The sequence below is a fragment of the Micromonospora sp. RHAY321 genome, from assembly GCF_023896955.1.
GTDB lineage: Bacteria > Actinomycetota > Actinomycetes > Mycobacteriales > Micromonosporaceae > Micromonospora.
The window spans coordinates 358,445-380,924 of the sequence record NZ_JAMHIW010000003.1; the positions used below are offsets into that span (position 1 = coordinate 358,445).

The following is a 22,480-nucleotide window of genomic DNA, read 5'->3' on the forward strand; positions in this document are numbered from 1 at the left end:
CCCGGTCAGGCCCCGGGCCGGATGCCCCAGGCACCCCGCCAGGTCGTGCCGGGCTTGAGCGTGAGCAGGTCCTTGCCGGAGCGGAACGCGTCCGGCGGGCAGGTCATCGGCTCGATCGCCACCGAGCGGCGGTGTCGTTCGCCCGTCAGCGCGTCGCCGGTGAACACCTGCCACCAGCCGAACTCCTGGTCCGCCCAGATGCTCACACCGGCCGAGCCGTCCGGCGCGGCCAGGCTCACCGACGATCCACCGTCGGCGTCGGCGATCACCTGACCGAAGCAGAGGTCCAGCTTGGCGGCGCCGATCCGGCGCGGGCTGGTCCAGTCGTACTCGGTGCCGGCCACCGGGGTCACCCCGACCGGCAGCAGCCGCCCGTCCACCAGCAGCCGGCCACGGGTCGGCAGCCGCATGACCAGGTCGTCCACCGCGACGCCCGGCACCTGCAGGTACGGGTGCACGGAAAAACCGAACGGCGCCAGCTCACCGCCGGTGTTGGTCACCTCGTGCTCGGCCCGCAGCCCGTCCTCGCTGACGCTCCACCGGCTGCGCAGCCGCAGCGGCCACGGGTAGCCGGGCTGCGGCGGCAGGTCGTAGCCCACCGTCACCGCGTCCGCCGACTGCTCCAGCAGCCGCCACGGCACCCAGTTGACCAGCCCGTGAATGGCCACGTGCCGCTCCGGCTCGGTCAACGGGAGCTGGTGCGTACGGTCCCCGAACGCGTAGCGGCCATCCCGGATCCGGTTCGGCCAGGGCGCCAGCACCTGCCCGGCGCAGCCGGGGCAGACCTCGTCCGGCTGGTAGCCGTCGACCAGGTCGACACCGTCGTGCCGGTACGTCCGCAGCCCGCCGCCGACCTCCACGATGACGGCCTCGTGGCCGGCGGCGGAGATGGTCCACTGGGCGCCGGAGAACGGGCGCTGATCGGGGCTTTCCATGCCGGCGACCCTAACCGGTCACGTCCGGTCACCGCTCGATGCCGTCGCCGCGCGGTAGCGCAGCAGCGCCGGGAAGGCGACCGCGAGCACCACCACGAGCACCGCCGAGGCGAGCCCGCCGGCCACCCAGGCCACGCCGCCGCCGAACCCGGCGGCCATGGTGCCGGCGCGCAGGTCGCCGAGGCGCGGGCCACCGGCCACCACCACCGTGTTGACGCCCTGGAGCCGGCCACGCATCCGGTCCGGCGCGTACACCAGCAGCATCGACTGTCGCAGCACGGCGCTGACCAGGTCGGCGGCACCGGCCACGGCGAGCAGCAGGACCATCAGCCAGAGCTGGTGGGCCAGCCCGGCGGCGGCGATCGCGAGGCCCCAGGCGACCACCGCGACCACCAGGCCGAGGCCCTGCCGGCGGAGCCGACCGATCCAGCCGGAGGTCAGCCCGCCGATCATCGACCCGATCGCGATGGCGCTGTAGAGCAGGCCGACCGCGCCGCCTCCGCCGAACCGTTCGTTGGCGATCTCCGGGAACAGCGCTCGCGGCATGGCCAGGATCATGGCGATCAGGTCCACCCCGAAGGAGAGCAGCAGCACCGGCGTCGTGGCCAGGTAGCGGAACCCGTCGACCACGCTGGCCAGGCCGGCGCGGCGGGCCTGGCCGTCCTCGGTCGGCTCGGGTGGCAGCGCGGGCAGGCGCAGCGCGGCCCAGAGCATCGCGGTGAACAGGACCGCGTCCAGCCCGTACGCGATCGGCAGGACGACCGCGACGTTCGGCGAGGCCGCGAGGATCAGGCCCGCGGCGAGCGGACCGGCGACCGAGGCGGCGGTGAACGTGGTGTAGTTCAGGGTGCTGGCGGCCGGGACCAGGTCGTCCGGGACCAGCCGGGGCAGCATCGCGCTGCGAGCCGGCGAGCTGATCGCGAACGCCACCGACTGCACCGCCATCAGCACCAGCAGCAGCACCGGGCTGCGCACGTCCAGCAGTGCCTGGACCAGCAGCCCGAGGGTGGACGCCCAGAGCAGCAACGACCCGCCGAGCAGCACCACCCGGCGGTCTCGGGCGTCGGCGATCGCGCCGCCCCAGAGCCCGAAGACCAGCAGCGGTACGAAGGCCGCCACGCCCAGCAGGCCGACCCAGAACGAGTCCCTGGTCAGGGCGTACATCTCCACGGGTACCGCGACGGCCGTGAACTGGAAGCCGAACATCGCCACGGTGTTGCCGAGCCAGAGCCGCCGGTACGCCGGCACCCGAAGCGGACGCACGTCGATCGCCCAGCGGCGCGCTCCACGCGGCCGGGCCTCCTGCACACCGGTCACGGTGCCAACCGCTCGACGACCCAGCTCGCCGACCCGGTGGGCGCGCCACCGGGACCGTCGTCGGCGGTGCGGCGGAAGCGGAGCCGGTCGTGCAACCGGCTGGCCCGGCCCTGCCAGAACTCCACCGACTCGGGCCGGACCCGCAGGCCGCCCCAGTTGGGCGGCGTCGGGATGACCGGTTCGCCGTCGAACCGCTCGGCAGCCGCCCGGTAGCTCTCCTCCAGCGCCGCCCGGTCCGGCACGACCTGCGACTGAGGGCTGGCCCAGGCGCCCAACTGGGAGCCGCGCGGGCGGCTGGCGAAGTACGACTCGCTCGTCGCGCGGTCGACCGGCGCGATCCGCCCGCTGACCACCACCTGACGCTGCATCGGGAACCACGGGAAGACGAGGCTGGCGTACGGGTTCGCGGACGCCTCGACGCCCTTGCGGGAGAGGTGGTTGGTGAAGAAGACGAAGCCCTCCGGGTCGTACCCCTTCAGCAGCACCGTCCGGCCGCTCGGCCGGCCGGCGGCGTCGGCGGTGCCCACCACCATCGCGTTCGGTTCGGGCAGCCCGAAGGCCACCGCGTCGGCGAACCAGCGGTCGAACTGGGTGTGCCAGTCGGCGGCCAGATCGGCTTCGGTCAGGCCCAGGTCCGCGGCGTACTCGTTACGCATCGCGGCCGGGCCGGGTGTGTCGCCCGTCACGTACCCACTCCTTCTCGGCGGCCCCGCCGGCGCCCTCCCGCGCTGGCCAGCCCGCACCGCCCAGTCTCACCGAGCGGCGCGCAGAATGCGCGTCCGGGGATGTCGTGTGCAGCACAGTCGCAGCGGGTCGCGTATCCGGTTACTCAGCAGGCAAGATGTTCCGAACACATCCCTGAGGGTCGCCTAAGGCGCTCGGCCGACCGGGCCGGATGAGCTGATCGGGCGCACCGAGCAGATCCAGGAGAGCGACATGGCCGATTTCAAACCCGGGCTGGAGGGCGTGGTCGCCTTCGAGACCGAGATCGCCGAACCTGACCGTGAGGGTGGCGCGCTGCGCTATCGCGGAGTCGACATCGAGGATCTGATCGGCCAGGTCTCGTTCGGCAACGTGTGGGCCCTGCTGGTCGACGGTCGGTTCGGGCCGGGCCTGCCGCCGGCGGAGCCGTTCCCGGTGCCGGTGCACTCCGGCGACATCCGCGTCGACGTGCAGTCCGCGGTCGCCATGCTGGCCCCGTACTGGGGGCTCAGCCAGCTGCTGGACATCTCCGACGAGCAGGCCCGCGAGGATCTCGCCCGGGTGTCGGTGACCGCGCTCTCCTTCGTCGCCCAGTCCGCCCGGGGCCTCGGCCTGCCGGCGGTACCGCAGAAGGAGATCGACAAGGCGCAGACCATCGTCGAGCGGTTCATGAAGCGCTGGCGGGGCGAGCCCGACCCGCGGCACGTCAAGGCCGTCGACGCGTACTTCATCTCGGCCGCCGAGCACGGCCTGAACGCCTCCACCTTCACCGCCCGCATCGTCGCCTCCACCGGCGCGGACGCGGCGGCCTGCATCTCGTCGGGCATCGGCGCCCTCTCCGGCCCGCTGCACGGCGGCGCACCGTCCCGGGTGCTCAGCATGTTGGAGGCGGTGGAGCGCAGCGGTGACGCCGAGGGCTACGTCAAGGGCGTACTGGACCGCGGCGAGCGGCTGATGGGCTTCGGCCACCGGGTCTACCGGGCCGAGGACCCGCGCGCCCGAGTGCTCCGGCGCACCGCCAAGGAGCTGGGCGCGCCCCGCTTCGAGATCGCCGAGGCGCTGGAGAAGGCGGCACTGGCCGAGTTGCAGGCCCGCCGCCCGGACCGGGTGCTGGCCACCAACGTCGAGTTCTGGTCGGCCGTCGTGCTGGACTTCGCCGAGGTGCCCGCGCACATGTTCACCTCCATGTTCACCTGCGCCCGGATGGGCGGCTGGAGCGCGCACATCCTGGAGCAGAAGCGCCTGCAGCGGCTGGTCCGCCCGTCGGCCCGCTACGTGGGCCCGAACACCCGCAAGCCCAGCGACGTCGAAGGCTGGAGCGCCATCCCGCACGGCGTCTGAGGTGTGCGAAGGGCCCCTCCCGACGGCTGCCGTTCGGGAGGGGCCCTTTTCTGTCCACCGTCGGGCGGGCGGGCACCCGGGTGTGGCGAACGACTCAGGCCGGCCGGCGGGACCCCCACATCCGCCGCCGGCCCAGGGTGCAAGGATGAGGGCCGGCAGTGTCGCCGGATCACCGGTACGGATACCGGCCCGCGTGCGCGCCCACCGTCGGTCCGCACCGGGCCCCCTGACCGGGCCCGCCCTCGCCCATGCGGAAGGACCTTCAGAACCGTGGCTGACGCACCGACCATCCGGATTCCCGACGAGATCAAGCCCGCCGACGGACGCTTCGGCTGCGGCCCGTCCAAGGTCCGTCCGGCGGCCGTGTCCGCCCTCGCCGAGGTGGCCACCAGCTACCTGGGCACCTCCCACCGGCAGAAGACGGTCCGCGACCAGGTGGCCCGCCTGCGCGCCGGCATCGCCGAGTTCTTCTCGCTGCCCGAGGGCTACGAGGTGGTGATCGGCAACGGTGGCACGACCGCGTTCTGGGAGGTCGCCACCTTCGGCCTGATCCGGGACCGGGCGCAGTTCGCCAGCTTCGGGGAGTTCGGCGCCAAGTTCGCCAAGTCGGTCAAGGACGCCCCGTTCCTGGGTGAGCCGACCGTCCGTAAGTCGGACGCGGGCAGCGCACCCGCCCTGGTCGCCGAGGCCGGCGTGGACGTCTACGCGACGCCGCAGAACGAGACCTCGACCGGCGTCGCCGTGCCGATCAGCCGGGTGGCCGGGGCCGACGAGGGCTCCCTCCTGCTGGTCGACGCCACCTCCGGCGCCGGCGGCCTGGAGGTCAACGTCGGCGAGACCGACGTCTACTACTTCGCGCCGCAGAAGTGCTTCGGCTCCGACGGCGGCCTCTGGCTGGCGCTGATGTCGCCGGCCGCGCTGGACCGGGCCGCCGAGATCAAGGCGTCCGGGCGGTACATCCCGGCCTTCCTCGACCTGGTCACCGCGATCGACAACTCGCGGCTGGAGCAGACGTACAACACCCCGGCGCTGGCCACCATCTTCCTGGCCGCCGAGCAGACCGACTGGATGAACGCGCAGGGCGGCCTGTCCTGGGCCGCGAAGCGCACCGCGGAGAGCGCCGCGACGGTGTACGGCTGGGCGGAGCGGTCCGCAGTGGCCAACCCGTTCGTCACCGACCCGGCGCTGCGGTCCAACGTGGTCGCCACGATCGACTTCGTCGACGGGGTGGACGCCACCGCGATCGCCAGGGCGCTGCGCGCCAACGGCATCGTGGACACGGAGCCGTACCGCAAGCTCGGCCGCAACCAGTTGCGGGTGGCGCTCTTCCCGGCCGTCGAGCCGGCCGACGTCGAGGCCCTGACGGCGTCCATCGACTACGTGGTCGAACGACTCTGAAGATCGTCACGGTCGGTGTTCGTCGGGGCCCCGACGGACACCGACCGTGATCATCGTTGCAGCTCAGTCGCGACATGCGGGGTGTCGCTTCCCCCACCCCGAAGCAGATGCGCGTACGGTGGTCCGAGACGCCTGGGTGGCCGACTCGTGGCGTGCGGCCAGCGAAGCGGGACGGAGGCAACGCAATGCGCCCAGTACGCTTCGTCGCCCTCTCCGAGGACGGCCATGCTCTGGTTCTCGCCGACGAGGTGGGGCGACTGCTCGCCCTGCCGATCGACGACCGGATCGCCGGCGCGTTGCACGCCGAGCCGGGTGCCCCGCCGCTCGCGGTGGCGCCTGCCGCCGCCGACCCGATCCCCTCACTGTCCCCTCGGGACATCCAGGCCCGCATCCGCTCCGGTGAGTCCGCCGAGGACGTCGCCCGGATCGCCGGGGTGCCGGTCGACCGTGTGCTGCGCTACGCCGGCCCGGTCCTCCAGGAGCGGGCGATGCTCGCCCAGCACGCCCGCCGCACCCGGCTCAAGGGTGCGGAGAAGCCCACCCCGCTCGCCGAGGTGGTCAACGGCCGGCTGAGCCAGCACGGCATCGACACCGAGAAGATCTCCTGGGACGCGTACCGCCGCGACGACGGCACCTGGCGGATCATCGCCACCTGGCCGTCCGGCAAGGCCACCGCGCAGGCGATCTGGGATCTCGACAAGACCCGCCAGGCGGTCACCCCGCACGACGACATGGCGCAGTACCTGTGCGCCGAGCGGCCCACGCCGATCCTCGGTCAGGAGCCGGCGCCGGAGCGGGGCGGGCACGCCCTGCCCGGTCCGTCGCGGGGCGAGCCGAGCCGCGGTGGGCACGGGCTGCCGGCGGCGTCCGAGCACCCGCGCCCCGGCCGGGACCCGATCCGGGCCGGCAGGGACGCGCTGCTCGCCTCGCTGGACCGCCCGCTCGGGGCCTCGTCGGGTCGCGGCCTGGAGCCGCGTACCCCGGCTGCCCTTGCCGGTTCGGACGCGCCCCGGCAGCGTCCGGTCGGCGGTGGCGCCGCGGCGCTGCTCGGCGGCGGCCAGGGGTCGGCCTTCGACGACGACTCGGACGCGCCCAAGGAGGTGCCGGCCGTGCCGTCGCTGGCGGTGCTGCGGCCCCGCCGGACCGGTGCCGCGGCGGCCGCCGCCGGCGGCGAGTCCACCGATGCCAACGGCAAGCCGCGCAAGCGGCTGCCGAGCTGGGACGACGTGCTCTTCGGCAGTGGTCCGGCCGCGCGCGAGTCCTCCTGACGCTTCGCGTTGACGGGTGGCGGTTCGCCACCCGTCGGCGCGAGGCACGCGAAGTGACGCCGCGGCAGTGTGGGGCTTCCTGCGCTCCCCCCGCTGAGCGAGTCAGAGTGGCCAGGCGGCGAGGCGGTCGTACCGGGGCTGAGGGCCGAGGTGACTGCGCACCAGCAGCAGCTCGGTCGCCGGCCACGATGGACCCTGGTAGGCGTCCAGGGTGGCCTGGTCGGCCTCGACGTCGGCCGGGTCCACCCGGTCACCGGGCCGCGCCACGGTCAGGTGCGGGCGGAACGGCTTGTCGTCGTGCGGCACCCGGGCGTGCCGCAGCCGGGACCGGATCAGCCGGGCCAGCATGTGCAGCGCCTCGACGTCTCCCCGGAGATCCACCCAGAGCACGGTGAAGCGGCCCCGGCCGAACCGGCCGCCCCCGCCGAGGCTCAGTCGCGGCGAGGCGTCCCGGCTCTCTCGGAACCACTCGGCGGCCAGCCCGAGCGCGCTCTCCACCTCGACCAGCCGGGCAGTCTCGACCTCACCGAGAAAGGCCAGGGTGAGGTGCAACTGGGCCGGGTCGGCGAGCCGGACGTTGGTGCCGGCGGCGGCCGCCGCGCCGACCCGCAGCCGGGCGACCTGCACGCCAAGGTGGGTCACCGCCTCGATGGGCGGGTAGACCGCCACGAAGAGCCGCAAGCGTCGTGCCGCTCAGTGGTGCCGTTGCCGGTGCCCGGCCCGCGCCGCCGGCAGGGCCAGCCCGGCCGCGTGCAGCACACCCTCCACCCGCACCCGCTCGATCTCCTGGTCGACGCCGGTCAACTCGCCGAGGTGCTCGGTGATACCGAGGGCGCGGCAGGCCAGCCGCAGCCGGTCGTCGTACGCCTGGAGCACCGCGCCGTGCCAGACCATCGACCGGCCGGTGCCGCCGATCCGCTGGCCGCCGAGGCGGCGCAGGTCGGCGGCGAGCTGTTCGAGAGGGCGCCGGTCGGTGCGGTCGAAATCGCTGAGATCGATGTCCCGGGTCAGGGCGTCGGCCTCGATGGCGCGGTCCAGACGGGCGATGGTGCGTCTTTCCCGCCGGCGCTCACGCCACTCGGACCAGCCGCAGACCACCCGGTCCAGGATCTCGTCGGCGCAGAAGAGCAGGGCGAATGCCGCCGGGAGACTGGCCACGGCGAGGAACGCCAGGGCCAGCATCAGCGCGCGTCCGACACCCACGTATCGACGCTAAGCCCCGTCGTGCCGCCCCGCCACCGAATTGGCCGCATCCGCGCCATCCGCTCAACGGGACGCCCGCCGGTGGGGGTGCGGCGGCCCCCCGCCCAGGAAGGGCGAGGGGCCGGTTCAGCGGTCTCAGCAGTCGGTGGAGGTGACGTAGAAGCGGGGCATCGGCAGCACCCGGAAGCGCAGCCGGGCACCGGAGCGGCGCAGCTGCCAGGTGAGCGCGATCAGCGCGGTCGCCAGCGAGATCAGCCCGCCCATCCAGATGCTGGCGCCGGCGCCGAAGTGCTCCGCGACCCAGCCGATCAGCGGCGCGCCGACCGGGTTGGTACCCAGGAACACCAGCACCCACAGGGCCATCACGCGCCCCCGGAAGGCCGCGTCCACGCCCAACTGGACCCGCTGGTTGGCGGCCTGCGCGAAGAACACCATGAAGAAGCCGGTGGGCACCAGCAGCGTCACGACCAGCCAGTACGTCGACGCGAAGCCGACCAGGGTGCCGAAGCTGGCGCAGGCGATCGCGGCACCGAGCACCAGCCACACCGACGGCCGGCTGCGCCGACCGGTGCCGCTGAGCGCGCCGCCCAGCGCGCCGACCGCCAGCGCGGTGCTGAACAGGCCGAACGAGGCGGCGCCGGTGTGGAAGACCGTCTTGGCGAGCGCTGCCAGGGTGAGCTGGAAGTTGAACAGCGACATGCCGATCACCGACATCACCGCCATCGGCAGCAGCAGGTCCGGGCGGCGCCACACGTACCGCAGCCCGTCGACCACCCGGGCCGATGCCCGCTCGTCGCGGGGCAGCAGGGCGTCGCGGTGCAGCTCTGCCGTACGCATCCGGACCACGTTGACCAGGGGCGCGACCGAGCTGAGCGCGGTGAAGAGGAAGACCGGCCCCACGTCGAAGGCCGCGATGGCCAGACCGGCGACGGCCGGGCCGACGATCCGGGCGGAGTTGAACACGGCCGCGTTGAGCGACAGCGCGTTGGGCAGCAGTGGCGTGCCGACCAGCTCGGAGACGAACGCCTGGCGGACCGGGGTCTCCACGGCGTTGGCCGTGCCGAGCAGCGCGGCGAAGGCGAAGACGTGCCAGAGCTGCACCAGGTCGGTGAGGACCAGCAGGGACATGCCGAGTGCCAGCACGGTCCAGAAGGCGTTGGCGGCGAAGAGCAGTACCCGCTTGTCGTACCGGTCGGCGAGGCGGCCGGAGAGCAGGGTGAGCAGCAGCACCGGGGTGAACTGCAGCGCGGTGACCACGCCGAGCGCGGTGGCCGAGTTGTCGGAGAGCTCGAGGACGAGCCAGTCCTGGGCGATGAACATCATCCAGACGCCGATCAGTTTGATCAGCTGCCCGGATGCGAAGAGCCGGTAGTTGCGGACCTGCAGGGACTGGAACATCGTGCTCAACTTGGCCTGCACTCTTGGTGCGCCTCCTCCGGACGTACGCGTCATCGACACGTGACGGCACGGCCCGGTGGCGCGGGCGCGGCTCAGGCGCGAGCGAGCTGCTGGAGAATCTCGGCGGCCCTGTGCAGGGTCTCCCGTTGGTCCTCGTCGAGCGCGGCCAGCCGGTGGGCCAGCCACTCATCGCGGGCCCGCTCGAACTGGTCGAGCACGGCCTGCCCTCCTTCGGTAGCCGCGAGGATGACCTGCCGACCGTCGGTCGGATGGGGTGTGCGCTGCACGAGGCCGCGCTCCTCCAACTTCGCGACGATCTTGGTCATCGTCGGCGGCTGCACCCGCTCCACGTCGGCCAGTTCCCGGGGCGTCAGCGCGCCCGCCAGCCGCAGGCTGGTGAGCGCGGAGACCTGGGTGACCGTGAGGTCGCCGACCGGTCGGGCCTGGCGGACCCGCCGGTTGAGTCGGGTGATCGCATCACGCAACTGGGGAGCCAGTTGCGCCGGTGGCACGCGTTCCGCCGTCACCGTCCGCTCCGTCACGATAGTTAGCTTAACTAATGAGCCTGGCTAACGACATCCGTTATGACCAGGCTCACGAGGAGGTTTGTGCTGGTCCGGGCGGGGAATCCGATTCGGTCTCCCCGCCCGGACGTGCATCAGAGCACCAGGGACTCGATCGGCCCGCGCAGGAAGTACAGCACGAACAGCGCGGCCACCCCGTACAGCAGCGGGTGGACCTCCCGGGCCTTACCCCGCGCCAGCTTGACCACCACGAAGGTGATCAGACCCGCGCCGATCCCGTTGGAGATCGAGTAGGTGAACGGCATCAGCACGATGGTGAGGAACGCCGGGATGGCGATCTCGTAGTCGGACCAGTCGATCGTCCGCACCGCGGTCATCATCAGGAAGCCGACCACCACCAGCGCCGTCGAGGCCGCCTCGAACGGCACGACCACCACCAGCGGCGCCAGGAACATCGCCAGCAGGAAGAGCACACCGGTGACCAGGTTGGCCGCACCGGTCCGGGCACCCTCCGCGACACCGGCGGCGCTCTCGATGTACGACGTGTTGCTGGAGGTGCTGGCCGCACCGCCGGCCGCGGCGGCGATCGAGTCGACCAGAAGGATCTCCTTGGCCTTCGGCGGAGTGCCCTTCTCGTCGAGCAGGCCGCCCTCCTGGCCGACCGCCACCATCGTGCCCATGGTGTCGAAGAAGTCCGTGATCAGCAGGGTGAAGACGAACATCAGCACGACCAGCCAACCGGCCCTGCCCCACGAGTCGAGCACGTTGAACTTGCCGAGCAGCGACAGGTCCGGCAGGTCCACCACCGTCTTCGGCAGCTCCGGCACGTTCAGCGCCCAGCCCTTCGGGTTGGGCTTCCCATCGACGAACGACGGGCCGATGTTGGCGACCGCCTCCACGATCACCGCCAGCACCGTCGAGGCGAGGATCCCGATCAGGATCGCGCCCTTCACCCGGCGGACCACCAGCACCAGCGTGAGCAGCAGACCCACCACGAAGACCAGCAGCGGCCAGCTCACCAGCTTGCCGCCGATGCCCAGGCTGACCGGGACGGTGGTGTTCTGGACGTCCGGGACGCGCCGGACGAAGCCGGCGTCCACCAGGCCGATGATGGTCAGGAAGAGACCGATGCCGACGCCGATCGCGGTCTTCATCTGGGTCGGCACCGAGCGGAACACGGCGGTCCGCAGGCCGGTGAGGACCAGCACCGCGATGATCACACCTTCGATCACCACCAGACCCATGGCGTCGGCCCAGGTCATCTCGGGGGCGATCTCGTACGCCACCAGCGCGTTGACGCCGAGACCGGCGGCGAGCGCCAACGGGAACCGGCCGACCACACCCATCAGGATGGTCATCAGGCCGGCGACCAGCGCGGTCGCCGCGGCCAGCGCGGGGATGGGAAGGGTCTTGCCGTCACCGTCGACGGCACCGCCCAGGATCAGCGGGTTCAACACCACGATGTACGCCATCGTGAAGAAGGTCGCCAGGCCACCACGTACCTCACGGCTCAGCGTCGAGCCGCGGGCGGAGATCTCGAAGAACCGGTCGAAGCCGTTACGTGGGTGAGCGGGGTCGGGTGGTGTGCCGTTCTCGGGCGGCGCTACTGCCATCAGGTCCTCGCAGGTGATCTTCCGGTTGTCGCGCGCATCGTCCCAGATCACCGGTGGGCAGGGGAAGTGGATCGCGTACGCTTGCCCCGTGCCGAACGAGCAGCCCCCGCGGCCCGCACCGCTGGACCCGCCGATGGTGCCGTTCGCCGTCGCCGGGCTGATCGCGTGGGCGGTGGCCGGGCTGGTCCTGCTGATCTTCTTCCGTGGCTGGCTCACCGACCACGATCACGAGAACTGGCTGTGGACCTGCCTCGCTGGTTTCCTCTGGGGTTTCCCCGGCCTCGCCGTGATGATGCGGCACGACGCCAACCGACGCCGCCGCCGCGCGAGCTGACCCGGACGGCCGCGCCGGGACAGCCGGGGCGGAAGGTCAGGGGTGCCCGTACGGCTCCGCCGGCTCGGCGGCCTCCACCGAGCCCGGGGCGCGGCTGACCGACATGGCCTCCACCGCGCTGTCGTCGTACACCGTCGGCAACTCCTCGACGGCGGTCTCGGCCGCCTCGATCAGCGTCTCGGAGTGGGCGCCGCAACCGTGGTCGGCACTCACCACCCGGCCGTCGTCGGGAGCGTAGAAGTTGCCACACGCGCCGAAGGCCTGCCGCATGGCGCCGGCCAGCGGCAGGTAGAACCCGCAGGTGCCGCAGCGGGCGGCGGCCGGAGCGGCGGCGGAGATGGCCGCGGTGGGACCGTGGTCGCCGTCGTACCAGCGCTGCGCCGCCTCGGCGCGACCCTCCCGGGAGAGCACCCGCGCTCGGCCGAGGCCCAGCTCCCAGGCCGTCTCCTCGACCGCCGGGTCGTCGGAGAGCAGGTAGCCGGGGGCGAGCCGGTCGTCGTCGGGCGGGGTCGGCAGCAGGTCGCCCGGGCCGAGGTCGCCCGGCTTGAGCCGCTCCTGCCACGGCAGCCAGCCGGGCGCGAGCAGCGCGTCCGGGCCGGGCAGCAGCACCGTCTCGCAGATGGTCACCGTGCGGCTGCGCGGCACCCGGGTGACGGTGACCGCCCACCGCCAGCCCCGGTAGCCGGCGAGACGACATTCGAAGTAGTGGGTGACCAGCCGATCGCCCTCGGCCACGACCTGCAGGTGGTCGCCGACATCGTCGGCGTCCACCTCGGTGATGCCAGCGCGGGCCACCTCGACGGCGGCGGCGCAGACCTGGTCGAGACGGGCGGCGCGGGTGGAGGCGGGCCTGGTCACCTCACCATTGTTCCCCATGCTCCCCGCAGAGGTGACAGGGACTCCCGGGGAAGCTTTCGCGCAGTGGTGCGGCGTAGCCGGATCAGATGGGCGAGGATGGTGCACATGCCGTCGTACTCCCGCTCCGGGCGTTCCGTCCTCGGGCGGACCGTCGGCACCGGCATCCGCGCCATCCGGCTGCTGTTGCGTGGCTCGATGGGCGGCGGGCGTTGGATGACCCGCAGTGCCGGCCGGGCACGGGCCCGGGGCGCCGGCGGCGAGGTCGGCATGGTCCGCCTGTTCGACCTGCACGCCCTCTCCTGCGCCGGCGACACCCTGATCGCCATCGGCCTGGCCGGGACGATCTTCTTCAACGTGCCGCTGGGCGAGGCCCGCAGCAAGGTCGCGCTCTACCTGCTGGTGACCATGGTGCCGTTCGCGATGCTCGCCCCCGTGGTGGGCCCGCTGCTGGACCACTTCCGGCACGGCCGGCGGTACGCGCTGGCCGCCACCATGCTCGGCCGCGCGTTCCTGGCCTGGTTGATCTCCGACTACATCCACGGCTTCGGGCTCTATCCGGCCGCGTTCGGGGTGCTCGCGCTGTCCCGGGCGTACGGCGTGGCCCGGTCGGCGGCCGTGCCCCGACTGCTGCCCGAAGGGCTGGGCCTCTCCCAGGTGGGTGCCCGGGCCAGCGTCTACGGCACGGTGGCGGGCGCACTGGTGGCGCCGATCGGGCTGGCGGCGTTCTGGTTCGGGCCGCAGTGGCCGCTGCGGGTCGCGTCGGTGATCTTCCTGGTCGGCATGGTGATCTCGCTGCGCCTGCCACCGAAGGCCGACTCCGAGCCACCGGAGCGGGTCCCCCGGGCGCTGCGCGCGCTGGGCCGACGCCGCGGGGACCGCCCGCTGGGCCGGGGCCGCCCCGCGGGCCGGCTGGTGATCGCCACCCTGATCGGTGCCGCGACGCTGCGCGCGGTGTACGGGTTCCTGCTGCTCTTCCTCGCTTTCGCGATCAAGAAGGGCGACCTGACGACCGTCGTGTTCGGCCGGGACCTGGGTGCCGAGTGGGCGCTGGGCCTGGTCGGCGGCGCCCTGGCGGTCGGCAGCTTCCTGGCCACCGCCGTCGGCACCCGTCTGCGCATCCATCGGCCGGCCACCATCCAGTCCAGCAGCATGGTCATCGTGGCCGGGGTGGCCGTGCTCGCCGTCATCCAGTTCTCGCTGCCGATGGTGGCCCTGCTCTGCCTGGTCAGCGCGCTGGCCAGCGGTGTGGCCAAGCTGGCCGTGGACGCCTCGATCCAGGAACGCATCCCGGAGCGGCTGCGGGCCAGTTCCTTCGCCCACTCCGAGACGGCGCTGATGCTCGCCTTCGTCGCCGGCGGCGGGCTGGGGCTGGTCCCGTTCGACGGCCGCATGGGCATCGCGGTCGCCGCCGGGGCGGGCGTACTGGCGGCCACCCGGGGTGTGCTGGTCGCCGCCCGGCTGCGCGGGGAGAAGCTGGCCGGCAGGCCGCTGGGTGACGACGAGTTGGCCGAAGACGAGGCGGCCGACGAGGCGGCCGACCCGACGCCCACCTCGCCGGCGCCCAGCCAGGCCGGCTCACCGCACTACGACGACCCGGGGCTCGCCCCACCGGGCTACCACATCTACCGTCCCTCGTCCGCGGTCGGCGGGCCGGGTGGCGGCGCGGACGACGACACCCGCCGGGAGTCCCCCGGCTCCCTCTCGTGACCGGTCTGCTGGTGGTGACGGCGGTGCCCGCGGAGGCGGACGCGGTCCGGGCCGGGTTGACCGACGCCACCGTGACGGTGGCTCCGGTCGGGGTGGGCCCGGCCGTGGCCGGTGCCGCCACCGCACGGCTGCTGGCGCTGGCCGAGGCGGCCGGCCGCCCGTACCGCGCGGTGGTCAGCGCTGGCGTGGCCGGCGGCTTCGCCGGTCAGGCCGCCGTCGGCGACACCGTGGTCGGCACCGCCAGCATCGCCGCCGACCTGGGCGCCGAGTCACCGGACGGCTTCATCCCGATCGACGAGCTGGGCATGCCGCCCGCGCTGCTCGGCGGAGGCAGCGTCGTGCCGGCTGACCCACGGTTGGTGGCGACGCTGCGGGCCGCCCTACCGCGGGCCACGAGCGGCCCGGTGCTCACGGTCAGCACGGTCACCGGCACCGCCGCCAGCACCGAGGCGCTGCGCCGGCGGCATCCGGAGGCGGTCGCCGAAGCCATGGAGGGGTACGGGGTGGCGGTGGCCGCGGCGCAGGCCGGGGTGCCCTTCGCCGAGCTGCGCACCATCTCCAACCCCATCGGCCCCCGCGACCGGGACGCCTGGCGGCTGCGCGAGGCCCTGACCGCCCTGACCACGGCCGCCTCGGCGCTGCGCTGACACCAGTCGCCGCCTCGACGCGGCGCTGGTGTCGACCCGGCGGGCACTCAGCCGTACCGCCGCCGGCCCGAACTCAGCCGTAGCGCCGCCGGCCGGCGTGCCTCGATCTCGAACCCGCAGGCGAGCAGCAACTCGATGCCGAAGTTCTCGGCGAGCGCAGCCGCCTCGTCGATCCCCGCCTGGCGCATCTCGGTGACGAGTGCCGTCACGAGCCGACGCCCGAGCCCCAACCGCCGGTACCGTGCGGCGACGAGCACTCCGTCGAGGACCATCTCCCGCTCCGGCTCGCCCGGGTACCACTCCCCGTGATCGAGGTGCGGGCTGCGCTCGTGGGCCCGCAGTTCACCGACCAGCTCGCCGTCGGGCAACTCGGCGACGAACCGCCAGCACGTACCCGGCAGATCGCCGCCGGTGACCCGCCGTACCCGGGCCGTCCGGCGCACCTCGGCACCCCAGCGTCGGTTGTCCCGGTACCGCCGGTTCAGCTCGTACGCGGCCGGCGGCAACGGGAGCGGATACCGTTCGGGTGGCAGCCGGTACCACTCCGCCCACCAGGCGCCCGGCCAGTCCCGCGGCTCGTGGACCGGCCAGACGTCCAGGTGAGCCGGGTACCGTCGTCCTGCCTCGTCCCGCATGTCGTCGTGCGGAACCGGCGCCGCGGCCGCGGTCGGCGGTGACACACCGATGGTCACCTCCCCACCCGCTGCCCGGACCAGCCGCTCCACCGTTCGGAACCTGGGATCGACCGCCCGCCCCGACTCGATCCGGGCGATTGTCGCCTGCGGTACCTCGGATCTCTCGGCCAGTTGCCGCTGACTCAGGTCGGCCCGGCGGCGGAGTGCCCGAAGCACCCTGCCGAGATCGGCCCCGCCACTCTCGTCGGTGAGGTCGGTGACGCCGTCCGTCTCCGGCGCAGCGGTCTGCTCCGTGCCGTAGGTCGCTTCGGTCACAGGCCGATGCTCCAGCCCCGCCGTCGAGCTATCAACACCCTCGCTGGAGCTGTGGATAACCCTGTGGACAATCCCGGGCCGGTGGACGACCCGCTCCGCACAGTCCCTTTGGAGCTGAATCGTTTACGACATCACCCGGAATATGACGATCAGCCGGAACATTGACGCGCCACGGTTCCGCTCGCTGAATCGTTTGCGACATCAGCTCCAAAGGGAGTCCGGGGTGGTCGCGCAACGCCGATGGAGGGGCACCCGGCAGCGCCCGCTGGGAGCGGCGTCTGCTGGACCGTGATGCCGGGTCGCGATGGCGACCGCTCCAGCAATCGCGCCGGCCCGGTCGGCTTACGGCGGGACGAAGGCCGCGCGGGTGGTCGTGGGCGTTCGTGGGCGTTCGTTGGGTTTCCCGCCTCGCTTCGGGTCCGGGTCACAGTCGGTGGGTGAGCGCGAGTGCCGGGCGGGGGCGGGGCTACCGTGGGGACGTGGCGCTCTCCCTGGCGATCTCGCCCTGCCCCAACGACACGTTCGTCTTCCACGCCCTGGTGCACGGTCGCGTGCCCGGCGCGCCCCCGGTCGAGGTGACGTACGCCGACGTGGACGTCACCAACACGGCCGCCGAGCGAGGTGCGTTCGACCTGGTGAAGGTGAGCTTCGCGGCGCTGCCCTGGCTGCTCGACGACTACCACCTGCTGCCGTGCGGCGGCGCGCTCGGGCGCGGGTGCGGGCCCCTGGTGCTGACCAGGGGCGACCGCACCGGCGGGCCGGACCGCACCGACCTGACCGGCGCAACGGTGGCGGTGCCGGGCGACCGCACGACCGCCTACCTGCTGTTCCGGCTCTGGTCGGCGGGACGGCCGCCCGCCCGGATCGAGGTGGTCCCGTTCCACGAGATCATGCCCGGCGTCGCAGCCGGCCGTTACGACGCTGGGCTGGTCATCCATGAGGCCCGGTTCACCTACCACCGGCACGGCCTGACCGCGCTGGTCGACCTCGGCGAGTGGTGGGAGGCCGACACCGGCCTACCCATCCCCCTCGGTGCGATCCTGGCCCGGAAAGGCGCGGTGGACCCGGAGGCAGCGGCCGGCTGGGTCCGCGAGTCGGTCCGGCAGGCCTGGGCGGACCCGGCCGCCAGCCGGGAGTACGTGCTCGCGCACGCCCAGGAGATGGAACTGGACGTCGTCGACCGGCACATCGGTCTCTACGTCAACGAGTTCACCGCCGACCTGGGCGAGGCCGGGTTCGCAGCCGTCACTGCCCTGCTCGACCGGGCCGCCGACGCCGGGCTGGTGCCTCAGACCTCCAGCTCGCGCGCCACCGCGTGGACCAGCTGAGCGATCTTCTGCGCGGCCTTCTTGTCCGGGTACCGGCCACGGCGCAGATCCGGCTGGACCTTCGCCTCCAACACCTTGATCATGTCTTCGACGAGGCCGTGCAGCTCCTCGGCCGGCCGCCGGCGCAGCTCCGCCATCGACGGCGGCGCGTCCAACAGCTTGACGCCCATGGCCTGCGCGCCCCGGCGGCTGTCCACCACGCTGAAGTCGACCCGCTGGCCACCCTTGAGTTCGGTGACACCCGCCGGCAACGCGCCCTTGGGCAGGAACACGTCGCCGCCCTCGTCACTGGTGACGAAGCCGTATCCCTTGGCCGTGTCGTACCACTTCACTCGACCCGTAGGCACCTGAGATCCCCTGCTTCACTTGAGCCGTCTACTGCTCCAAGGCTAGCTGGATCATGCCGTCGAGCGCCGCTGGGAATCCGGTGAGATCGTCCAGCACCACGTCCGCCCCGGCCGCGAGTAGCTCGTCCGCGGAGCAAGGGCCGGTCGCGACGCCGATCCCGGGCACCCCGGCCACCCCCGCCGCCACCATGTCCGCCACGTGGTCCCCCACGTAGTGGGTGGCCCCGTGCTCCCGCAGGGCCGTCGCCTTCTCCTCGGCGAACAGGTCGCCGGCCAACTCGTCGACGACCAGGCCGAGGTGGTCCAGGTGCAGGCGGGCCAGTCGCCCGATCTTGGAAGTGACGACCAACACCCGGCCACCCCGGGCGCGGATGGCCTCGATCGCCTCCCGGGCGCCGGGCAGCGGAATGGTGGGGGTGATCGCGTACGCCGGGTACAGCTCGCGGTAGACCTGCACGGCGGACTCGACCTCCTCCGGCGGGAACCAGTGCGCGATCTCGGTGCGCAGCGGCGGGCCGAGCCGGGACACCGCCAGGTCCGCGTCCACCGGCACCCCGGTCCTCGCCGTCAGCGCCCGGTAGGCCGCCGCGATGCCGGGGCGGGAGTCGACCAGGGTCATGTCGAGATCGAATCCGACGGTCAGTGCGGGCATGTCGAGAAACGTACCCGGGGACTCCGGCCGGGCGGACGTCCGAGGGGCGCGACGGGCCGATGCCGGGCTAGCGTGGGAAGACGATGACCACCTCACTCGCCGACCACCTGCGGTCGCTGCCCGACGAGTCGCTGGCCGCCCTCCTCCAGTTGCGGCCCGACCTCGTCGTGCCCGTGCCGGCCGACATCTCCGCCCTGGCCATCCGCGCCCAGTCCCGGGTCTCGGTGGCCCGCGCGCTGGACGGGCTGGACCAGTTCACCCTCCAGATCCTCGACGCCGCCCGACTCACCAGGGACCCGGACGAGGGCACCACGGCCACCGAGGCTGTGCTCGCCATGGCGACCGCCGGGCCCCGCCCACCGGCGCCGACGGCCATCCGGGCCGCCGTCGGCCGGCTGCGCGCGCTCTTCCTGCTGTACGGCCCGGAGCACGCGCTCCAGGTCGTGCCCGCCGTCGACGAGGTCTCCCCGTACCCCGCCGGGCTCGGTCACCCCGCCGCGGAGCTGGACCCGCGCACGGCCGCGCTCTGCGCGGACCCGGCGAAACTGCGTCGGACGCTGCTCGCCGCACCCCCCTCGGCCCGGGCGATCCTGGACCGGTTGGCGGCCGGGCCGCCAGTGGGCAGCGTGCCCCCGGGCGCGTTGCAGGCCCCGCCGGTCGGCGCGGAGGACCCCGTTCTCTCGGACCCGACCAACGGCGGTGCACCCGCCGGATCCCCGGTGCGCTGGCTGGTCGACAACCGGCTGCTCGTCCCCGTGTCGAACGGCTCGTCGACGGCCAGCGGCACGGTGGAGCTGCCCCGCGAGGTCGGCCTGCTGCTGCGCCGCGACAGCGGCCCGCTCGGGCCGCTGCGCACCAGCCCGCCGCCGGTGGCCGCCGCACCTCGCGAGGCGAAGGCGGTCGACTCCGCCGGAGCCGGGCAGACCATGGAGGTGGTGCGGCAGACCGAAGGGCTGTTGGAGCAGCTCGCCGCCGAGCCCGCACCGGTGCTGCGCTCGGGCGGCATTGGCGTCCGCGACCTGCGCCGGCTGGCCCGCACGGCCGGGTTGGACGAGCCGAACACGGCGCTGCTGCTGGAGGTCGCGTACGCGGCGGGGCTCGCCGGCGAGCTGGAGATGCCCGGCGCGACCACCACCCGGTACGGGGCGGACCAACAGGTGTTGCCGACCGGCGGGTACGAGGTGTGGCGTGCCGCCTCCCTGGCCCAGCGCTGGGAGCAGCTGGCCCGCGCATGGCTGACGATGAGCCGGCAGGTGGGGCTGGTCGGCCGTCGTGACGACCGGGACCGGCCGATCACCGCGCTCTCGGCCGAGGCCGAACGGGCCGGCGCGCCGGCCACCCGGCGGGCGGTGCTCGGCGTACTCGCCGATCTGGAGCCGGCGACCGCGCCCACCCCCGAGGAGGTGCAGGACCTGCTGGACTGGCGGGCGCCGCGACGCAGCCGGGGTCGGGAGGCCGCCCACCGGGAGGTGCTGGCCGAGGCGGCGCAGCTCGGCGTCACCGGTCTGGGGGCGCTCACCTCGTACGGGCGGCTGCTGCTGGCCGACCTGACCTCTGCCGACGAGCGAGGCGGCGACGACCCGCTGGGGTTGCACGCGGACGTCGAGAGCGGCGATCCGTCGGGCGCGGCTCGGGCGCTGGACGCGCTGCTACCCGCCCCGGTCGACCACTTCCTGGTGCAGGCAGACCTGACCGTGGTGGTGCCCGGGCCGCCCGAGCCGGCGCTCGCCGTCGAGTTGGAGGCGATGACCGAACCGGAGTCGGCCGGCGGGGCCAGCGTGCACCGGGTGACCACGGCGAGCGTGCGGCGGGCGTTGGACGCCGGCTACTCGGCCGACGACCTGCACGAGCTGTTCCGGCGACGGTCCCGTACACCGGTGCCGCAGGGCCTGAGCTACCTGATCGACGACGTGGCCCGCAAGCACGGCGGGCTGCGGGTCGGCTCGGCCGGGGCGTACCTGCGCAGCGACGACGAGGCGCTGCTCACGGAGGTGCTGGCCGACCGGCGGTTGGAGTCGCTGACGCTGCGCCGGCTCGCGCCGACGGTGCTGAGCACCCCGTACCAGGTGGGTCGACTGCTGGGCGCTCTGCGCGACGCCGGGTACGCCCCGGTGCCCGAGGACTCCAGCGGCAGCACGGTGCTGTCCCGGCCACGGGTCCGGCGAGCACCGGCCCGGGTGCCGATGACCACCCGGACGCTGGACCCGCTGGCCGTTCAGAAGCTGCCCATGCCGAAGCTGCTGGGTGTGGTGGAACAGATCCGTCGGGGTGAGGCGGCAGCGCGGGCGGCCCGACGGGCACCGGCGGTGGTGCGCGGCGGCGCGGCGGGGCTGGGCGGCGGCCCGGTGCCGGCGCACACCCACAGCGAGGCGCTGGCCGTGCTCCAGCAGGCGGTCCGCGACCGGGCGCTGGTCTGGGTGGGCTATGTCGACGCGCACGGGGCGACCGCGTCGCGGCTGGTCAAGCCGGTCTCGATCGGCGCCGGCTACCTGCGGGCCGAGGACGAGCGAACCGAGATGCTGCACACCTTCGCTCTGCACCGGATCACCGCTGCGGTGCTGGCGGACTGACCGTGGGCGTCGCCGGCAGCCGCGGCGGGCCGGTCAGCGGCGACTGCGGCGTACGGTGCCGACGACCGAGATGATCAGCAGCAGTGCGAAGCCGGCGCCGGCGGACTCCCCCACCGAGTCGACGAAACCCTGCCGCAGCACGAGCCAACCGAAGAGGAACCACCCGACGAGGAGTGCCGCCGCGACGGCGTACGCGACAACGGTCGCGCGGGAAACCTCGTCGGGTGATGCCTGCTCGTGCGCTTCGATCACGTCCCGGTCGACCGTCATACCCAGCCTCCCCGCCCGGTCCGGTCCTGGACTCCCAGGGTGACACTCGCAGGACCGGTCGGACAGGGGGTTATCCCCGCGTTTCGCGGCGTGGCTCAGGTGCCGGGACGGCGGCCGATCAGCACCACCCGGGTGCCCACCTTCCCCAACTCCCACATCCGGACGGCGTCGGCGTGCAACAGGTTGACGCACCCGTGCGAGCCGATCGACTTCTCGTGCAGGTAGGTGGTGGTCTCGTGGAAGCCCATCCCCTGGGTAAAGTGCTGCCAGTACGGCAGCCACACCTCGTACGGGTCGGACCACTCCTTGGGGTTGCGGTAGTTGACGGTGTACGTGCCGGCGGGGGTGCGGTAGCCGGACATTCCGGTCCGGGTCACGGTCGGCGCCATGATCACCTTGCCGTCGCGGACCGCCCAGACGGTCTGCCGGGTCAGGTCCACGCAGAACGTGGTGCCCTTGCCGGTCTTGCAGCGCGCCGGATCGGTGGTGGCGAGCCGCTGGGCCACGTCGTGGGTGGTCGGCCCGGCGCGCCCCTCGACGGGGCGGATGCCGTACCGGCGCTGGAACTTCTTGATGGCGGCGCAGTCGGCGGCGGACTGGCGGCCGTCGACGGTCACCGACCCGAACCCGCCCAACCGGGCCAGGTAGGTCTCCACCGCGCGCTGGTGCTCGCCCTGCGGGCACCCGGCGACCGGTGCGACGGTGCTGGTGGTCGGCTTCGGCGTGGCGCTGCGGGTCGGTTTCGGCGTGACGCTGGCCGTCGGTTTCGGCGTGGCGCTCCGGGTCGGCTTCGGCGTCGACGCGGTCGGCGTGGGCCGGCCGCGCTGGTCCGGCCCGGACGTGCCGCTCGCCCCCGTTGTCTGTTCCGCCGCACCCGCAGGGGCGGCTCCCCCGCCGCCACCCCCGCCGGCCTGCGGATCGAACGCGCACGCACCGGCGCCGACCAGCGTGACCACCATCAGGGCGACGAGCCGGGAAGTGATCCGGACATGCTTCATGGTGCCTCCCCTGGACAGTCGTCCCTTTCCTAGACGTTCGTGAGTGCCATCTCGGTTGCGCCCGGTGAGCATCTTTCTTCCGACATCCCGCACCGTGCAACACTGGATGGTCGGCCGGCG

22 protein-coding genes are annotated in these 22,480 nt (G+C 73.3%); 8 read left to right on the forward strand and 14 right to left on the reverse strand.

Annotated features, from left to right (window positions below):
* Positions 1-5: 5 nt before the first annotated feature.
* The 3 genes from M8C17_RS09755 to pdxH are packed head-to-tail and all read right to left on the reverse strand — an operon-like array spanning position 6 to position 2,908.
* Positions 6-935, reverse strand: a complete 930-nt coding sequence (locus M8C17_RS09755) for an aldose 1-epimerase family protein (protein ID WP_252416080.1) — start codon at positions 933-935, stop codon at positions 6-8.
* Positions 936-953: 18 nt separating this feature from the next.
* Complete coding sequence (locus M8C17_RS09760; protein ID WP_252416081.1) at positions 954-2,252, reverse strand: MFS transporter; 1,299 nt, start codon at positions 2,250-2,252, stop codon at positions 954-956.
* Positions 2,249-2,908 carry a pyridoxamine 5'-phosphate oxidase gene (gene pdxH, locus M8C17_RS09765; RefSeq protein ID WP_252416337.1) on the reverse strand — a complete coding sequence of 220 codons (660 nt, stop codon included), beginning with the start codon at positions 2,906-2,908 and terminating at the stop codon, positions 2,249-2,251. Before pdxH ends, M8C17_RS09760 begins: the two co-directional genes overlap by 4 nt.
* 280 nt (positions 2,909-3,188) lie before the next feature.
* On the opposite strand from pdxH, the gene M8C17_RS09770 reads away from it, so the two are divergent.
* The 3 genes from M8C17_RS09770 (at position 3,189) to sepH (ending at position 6,961) form a co-directional block, all read left to right on the forward strand.
* Positions 3,189-4,295, forward strand: a complete 1,107-nt coding sequence (locus tag M8C17_RS09770) for a citrate synthase 2 (protein WP_234589034.1) — start codon at positions 3,189-3,191, stop codon at positions 4,293-4,295.
* Positions 4,296-4,565: 270 nt separating this feature from the next.
* Entirely contained in the window at positions 4,566-5,693 is a 1,128-nt protein-coding gene (gene serC / locus M8C17_RS09775; protein ID WP_252416082.1) for a phosphoserine transaminase, read from the forward strand.
* A gap of 185 nt (positions 5,694-5,878) precedes the next feature.
* The gene (sepH, locus tag M8C17_RS09780) at positions 5,879-6,961 is read left to right on the forward strand and encodes a septation protein SepH (RefSeq protein WP_252416083.1); all 1,083 of its coding nucleotides are present in this window, start codon (positions 5,879-5,881) and stop codon (positions 6,959-6,961) included.
* Positions 6,962-7,063: 102 nt separating this feature from the next.
* Here sepH and thpR read toward each other — a convergent pair whose 3' ends face one another.
* The 5 genes from thpR to M8C17_RS09805 form a co-directional block, all read right to left on the reverse strand.
* Positions 7,064-7,642 (reverse strand): RNA 2',3'-cyclic phosphodiesterase, encoded by a 579-nt coding sequence (gene thpR, locus M8C17_RS09785; RefSeq protein ID WP_252416084.1) that lies wholly within the window; start codon positions 7,640-7,642, stop codon positions 7,064-7,066.
* A gap of 12 nt (positions 7,643-7,654) precedes the next feature.
* Positions 7,655-8,164, reverse strand: a complete 510-nt coding sequence (locus M8C17_RS09790) for a hypothetical protein (protein ID WP_252416085.1) — start codon at positions 8,162-8,164, stop codon at positions 7,655-7,657.
* A 135-nt stretch (positions 8,165-8,299) separates the two neighbouring features.
* The gene (locus M8C17_RS09795) at positions 8,300-9,583 is read right to left on the reverse strand and encodes an MFS transporter (RefSeq protein ID WP_252416086.1); all 1,284 of its coding nucleotides are present in this window, start codon (positions 9,581-9,583) and stop codon (positions 8,300-8,302) included.
* Between the two features lie 71 nt (positions 9,584-9,654).
* Entirely contained in the window at positions 9,655-10,104 is a 450-nt protein-coding gene (locus M8C17_RS09800; protein ID WP_252416087.1) for a MarR family transcriptional regulator, read from the reverse strand.
* Positions 10,105-10,220: 116 nt separating this feature from the next.
* Positions 10,221-11,699, reverse strand: coding sequence for an NCS2 family permease (locus M8C17_RS09805; protein WP_252416338.1), 1,479 nt, complete (start codon positions 11,697-11,699; stop codon positions 10,221-10,223).
* A gap of 88 nt (positions 11,700-11,787) precedes the next feature.
* Here M8C17_RS09805 and M8C17_RS09810 point away from each other — a divergent pair, with 88 nt between their 5' ends.
* The gene (locus M8C17_RS09810; RefSeq protein WP_252416088.1) at positions 11,788-12,033 is read left to right on the forward strand and encodes a DUF2530 domain-containing protein; all 246 of its coding nucleotides are present in this window, start codon (positions 11,788-11,790) and stop codon (positions 12,031-12,033) included.
* Between the two features lie 36 nt (positions 12,034-12,069).
* Here M8C17_RS09810 and M8C17_RS09815 read toward each other — a convergent pair whose 3' ends face one another.
* Positions 12,070-12,909, reverse strand: coding sequence for a DUF3027 domain-containing protein (locus tag M8C17_RS09815; RefSeq protein ID WP_252416089.1), 840 nt, complete (start codon positions 12,907-12,909; stop codon positions 12,070-12,072).
* Positions 12,910-12,996: 87 nt separating this feature from the next.
* Here M8C17_RS09815 and M8C17_RS09820 point away from each other — a divergent pair, with 87 nt between their 5' ends.
* Positions 12,997-14,598, forward strand: a complete 1,602-nt coding sequence (locus M8C17_RS09820) for an MFS transporter (RefSeq protein ID WP_252416090.1) — start codon at positions 12,997-12,999, stop codon at positions 14,596-14,598.
* A complete protein-coding gene (locus tag M8C17_RS09825) occupies positions 14,595-15,245 on the forward strand; it encodes a futalosine hydrolase (RefSeq protein ID WP_252416091.1) in 651 nt (216 codons plus the stop codon). The genes M8C17_RS09820 and M8C17_RS09825 overlap by 4 nt, the downstream gene beginning before the upstream one ends.
* 47 nt (positions 15,246-15,292) lie before the next feature.
* Here M8C17_RS09825 and M8C17_RS09830 read toward each other — a convergent pair whose 3' ends face one another.
* A complete protein-coding gene (locus tag M8C17_RS09830) occupies positions 15,293-16,195 on the reverse strand; it encodes a GNAT family N-acetyltransferase (RefSeq protein ID WP_252416092.1) in 903 nt (300 codons plus the stop codon).
* A 479-nt stretch (positions 16,196-16,674) separates the two neighbouring features.
* Between M8C17_RS09830 and M8C17_RS09835 the strand changes: the two genes are divergently transcribed.
* Positions 16,675-17,523, forward strand: coding sequence for a 1,4-dihydroxy-6-naphthoate synthase (locus M8C17_RS09835; protein ID WP_252416339.1), 849 nt, complete (start codon positions 16,675-16,677; stop codon positions 17,521-17,523).
* On the opposite strand, the gene M8C17_RS09840 is transcribed toward M8C17_RS09835, so the two are convergent.
* Both M8C17_RS09840 and M8C17_RS09845 read right to left on the reverse strand, forming a co-directional pair.
* Positions 17,484-17,870 (reverse strand): cold-shock protein, encoded by a 387-nt coding sequence (locus M8C17_RS09840; RefSeq protein WP_252416093.1) that lies wholly within the window; start codon positions 17,868-17,870, stop codon positions 17,484-17,486. The two genes, M8C17_RS09835 and M8C17_RS09840, sit on opposite strands and share 40 nt — an antisense overlap.
* A 28-nt stretch (positions 17,871-17,898) precedes the next feature.
* On the reverse strand, positions 17,899-18,522 hold the full coding sequence (locus tag M8C17_RS09845) for an HAD family hydrolase (protein WP_252416094.1): 624 nt from the start codon (positions 18,520-18,522) through the stop codon (positions 17,899-17,901).
* Between the two features lie 83 nt (positions 18,523-18,605).
* Between M8C17_RS09845 and M8C17_RS09850 the strand changes: the two genes are divergently transcribed.
* Positions 18,606-21,092 carry a helicase-associated domain-containing protein gene (locus M8C17_RS09850; protein ID WP_252416095.1) on the forward strand — a complete coding sequence of 829 codons (2,487 nt, stop codon included), beginning with the start codon at positions 18,606-18,608 and terminating at the stop codon, positions 21,090-21,092.
* Between the two features lie 33 nt (positions 21,093-21,125).
* Here M8C17_RS09850 and M8C17_RS09855 read toward each other — a convergent pair whose 3' ends face one another.
* A complete protein-coding gene (locus M8C17_RS09855; protein ID WP_252416096.1) occupies positions 21,126-21,362 on the reverse strand; it encodes a hypothetical protein in 237 nt (78 codons plus the stop codon).
* Positions 21,363-21,457: 95 nt separating this feature from the next.
* A complete protein-coding gene (locus M8C17_RS09860; protein ID WP_252416097.1) occupies positions 21,458-22,360 on the reverse strand; it encodes a L,D-transpeptidase family protein in 903 nt (300 codons plus the stop codon).
* Between the last annotated feature and the right edge of the window lie 120 nt (positions 22,361-22,480).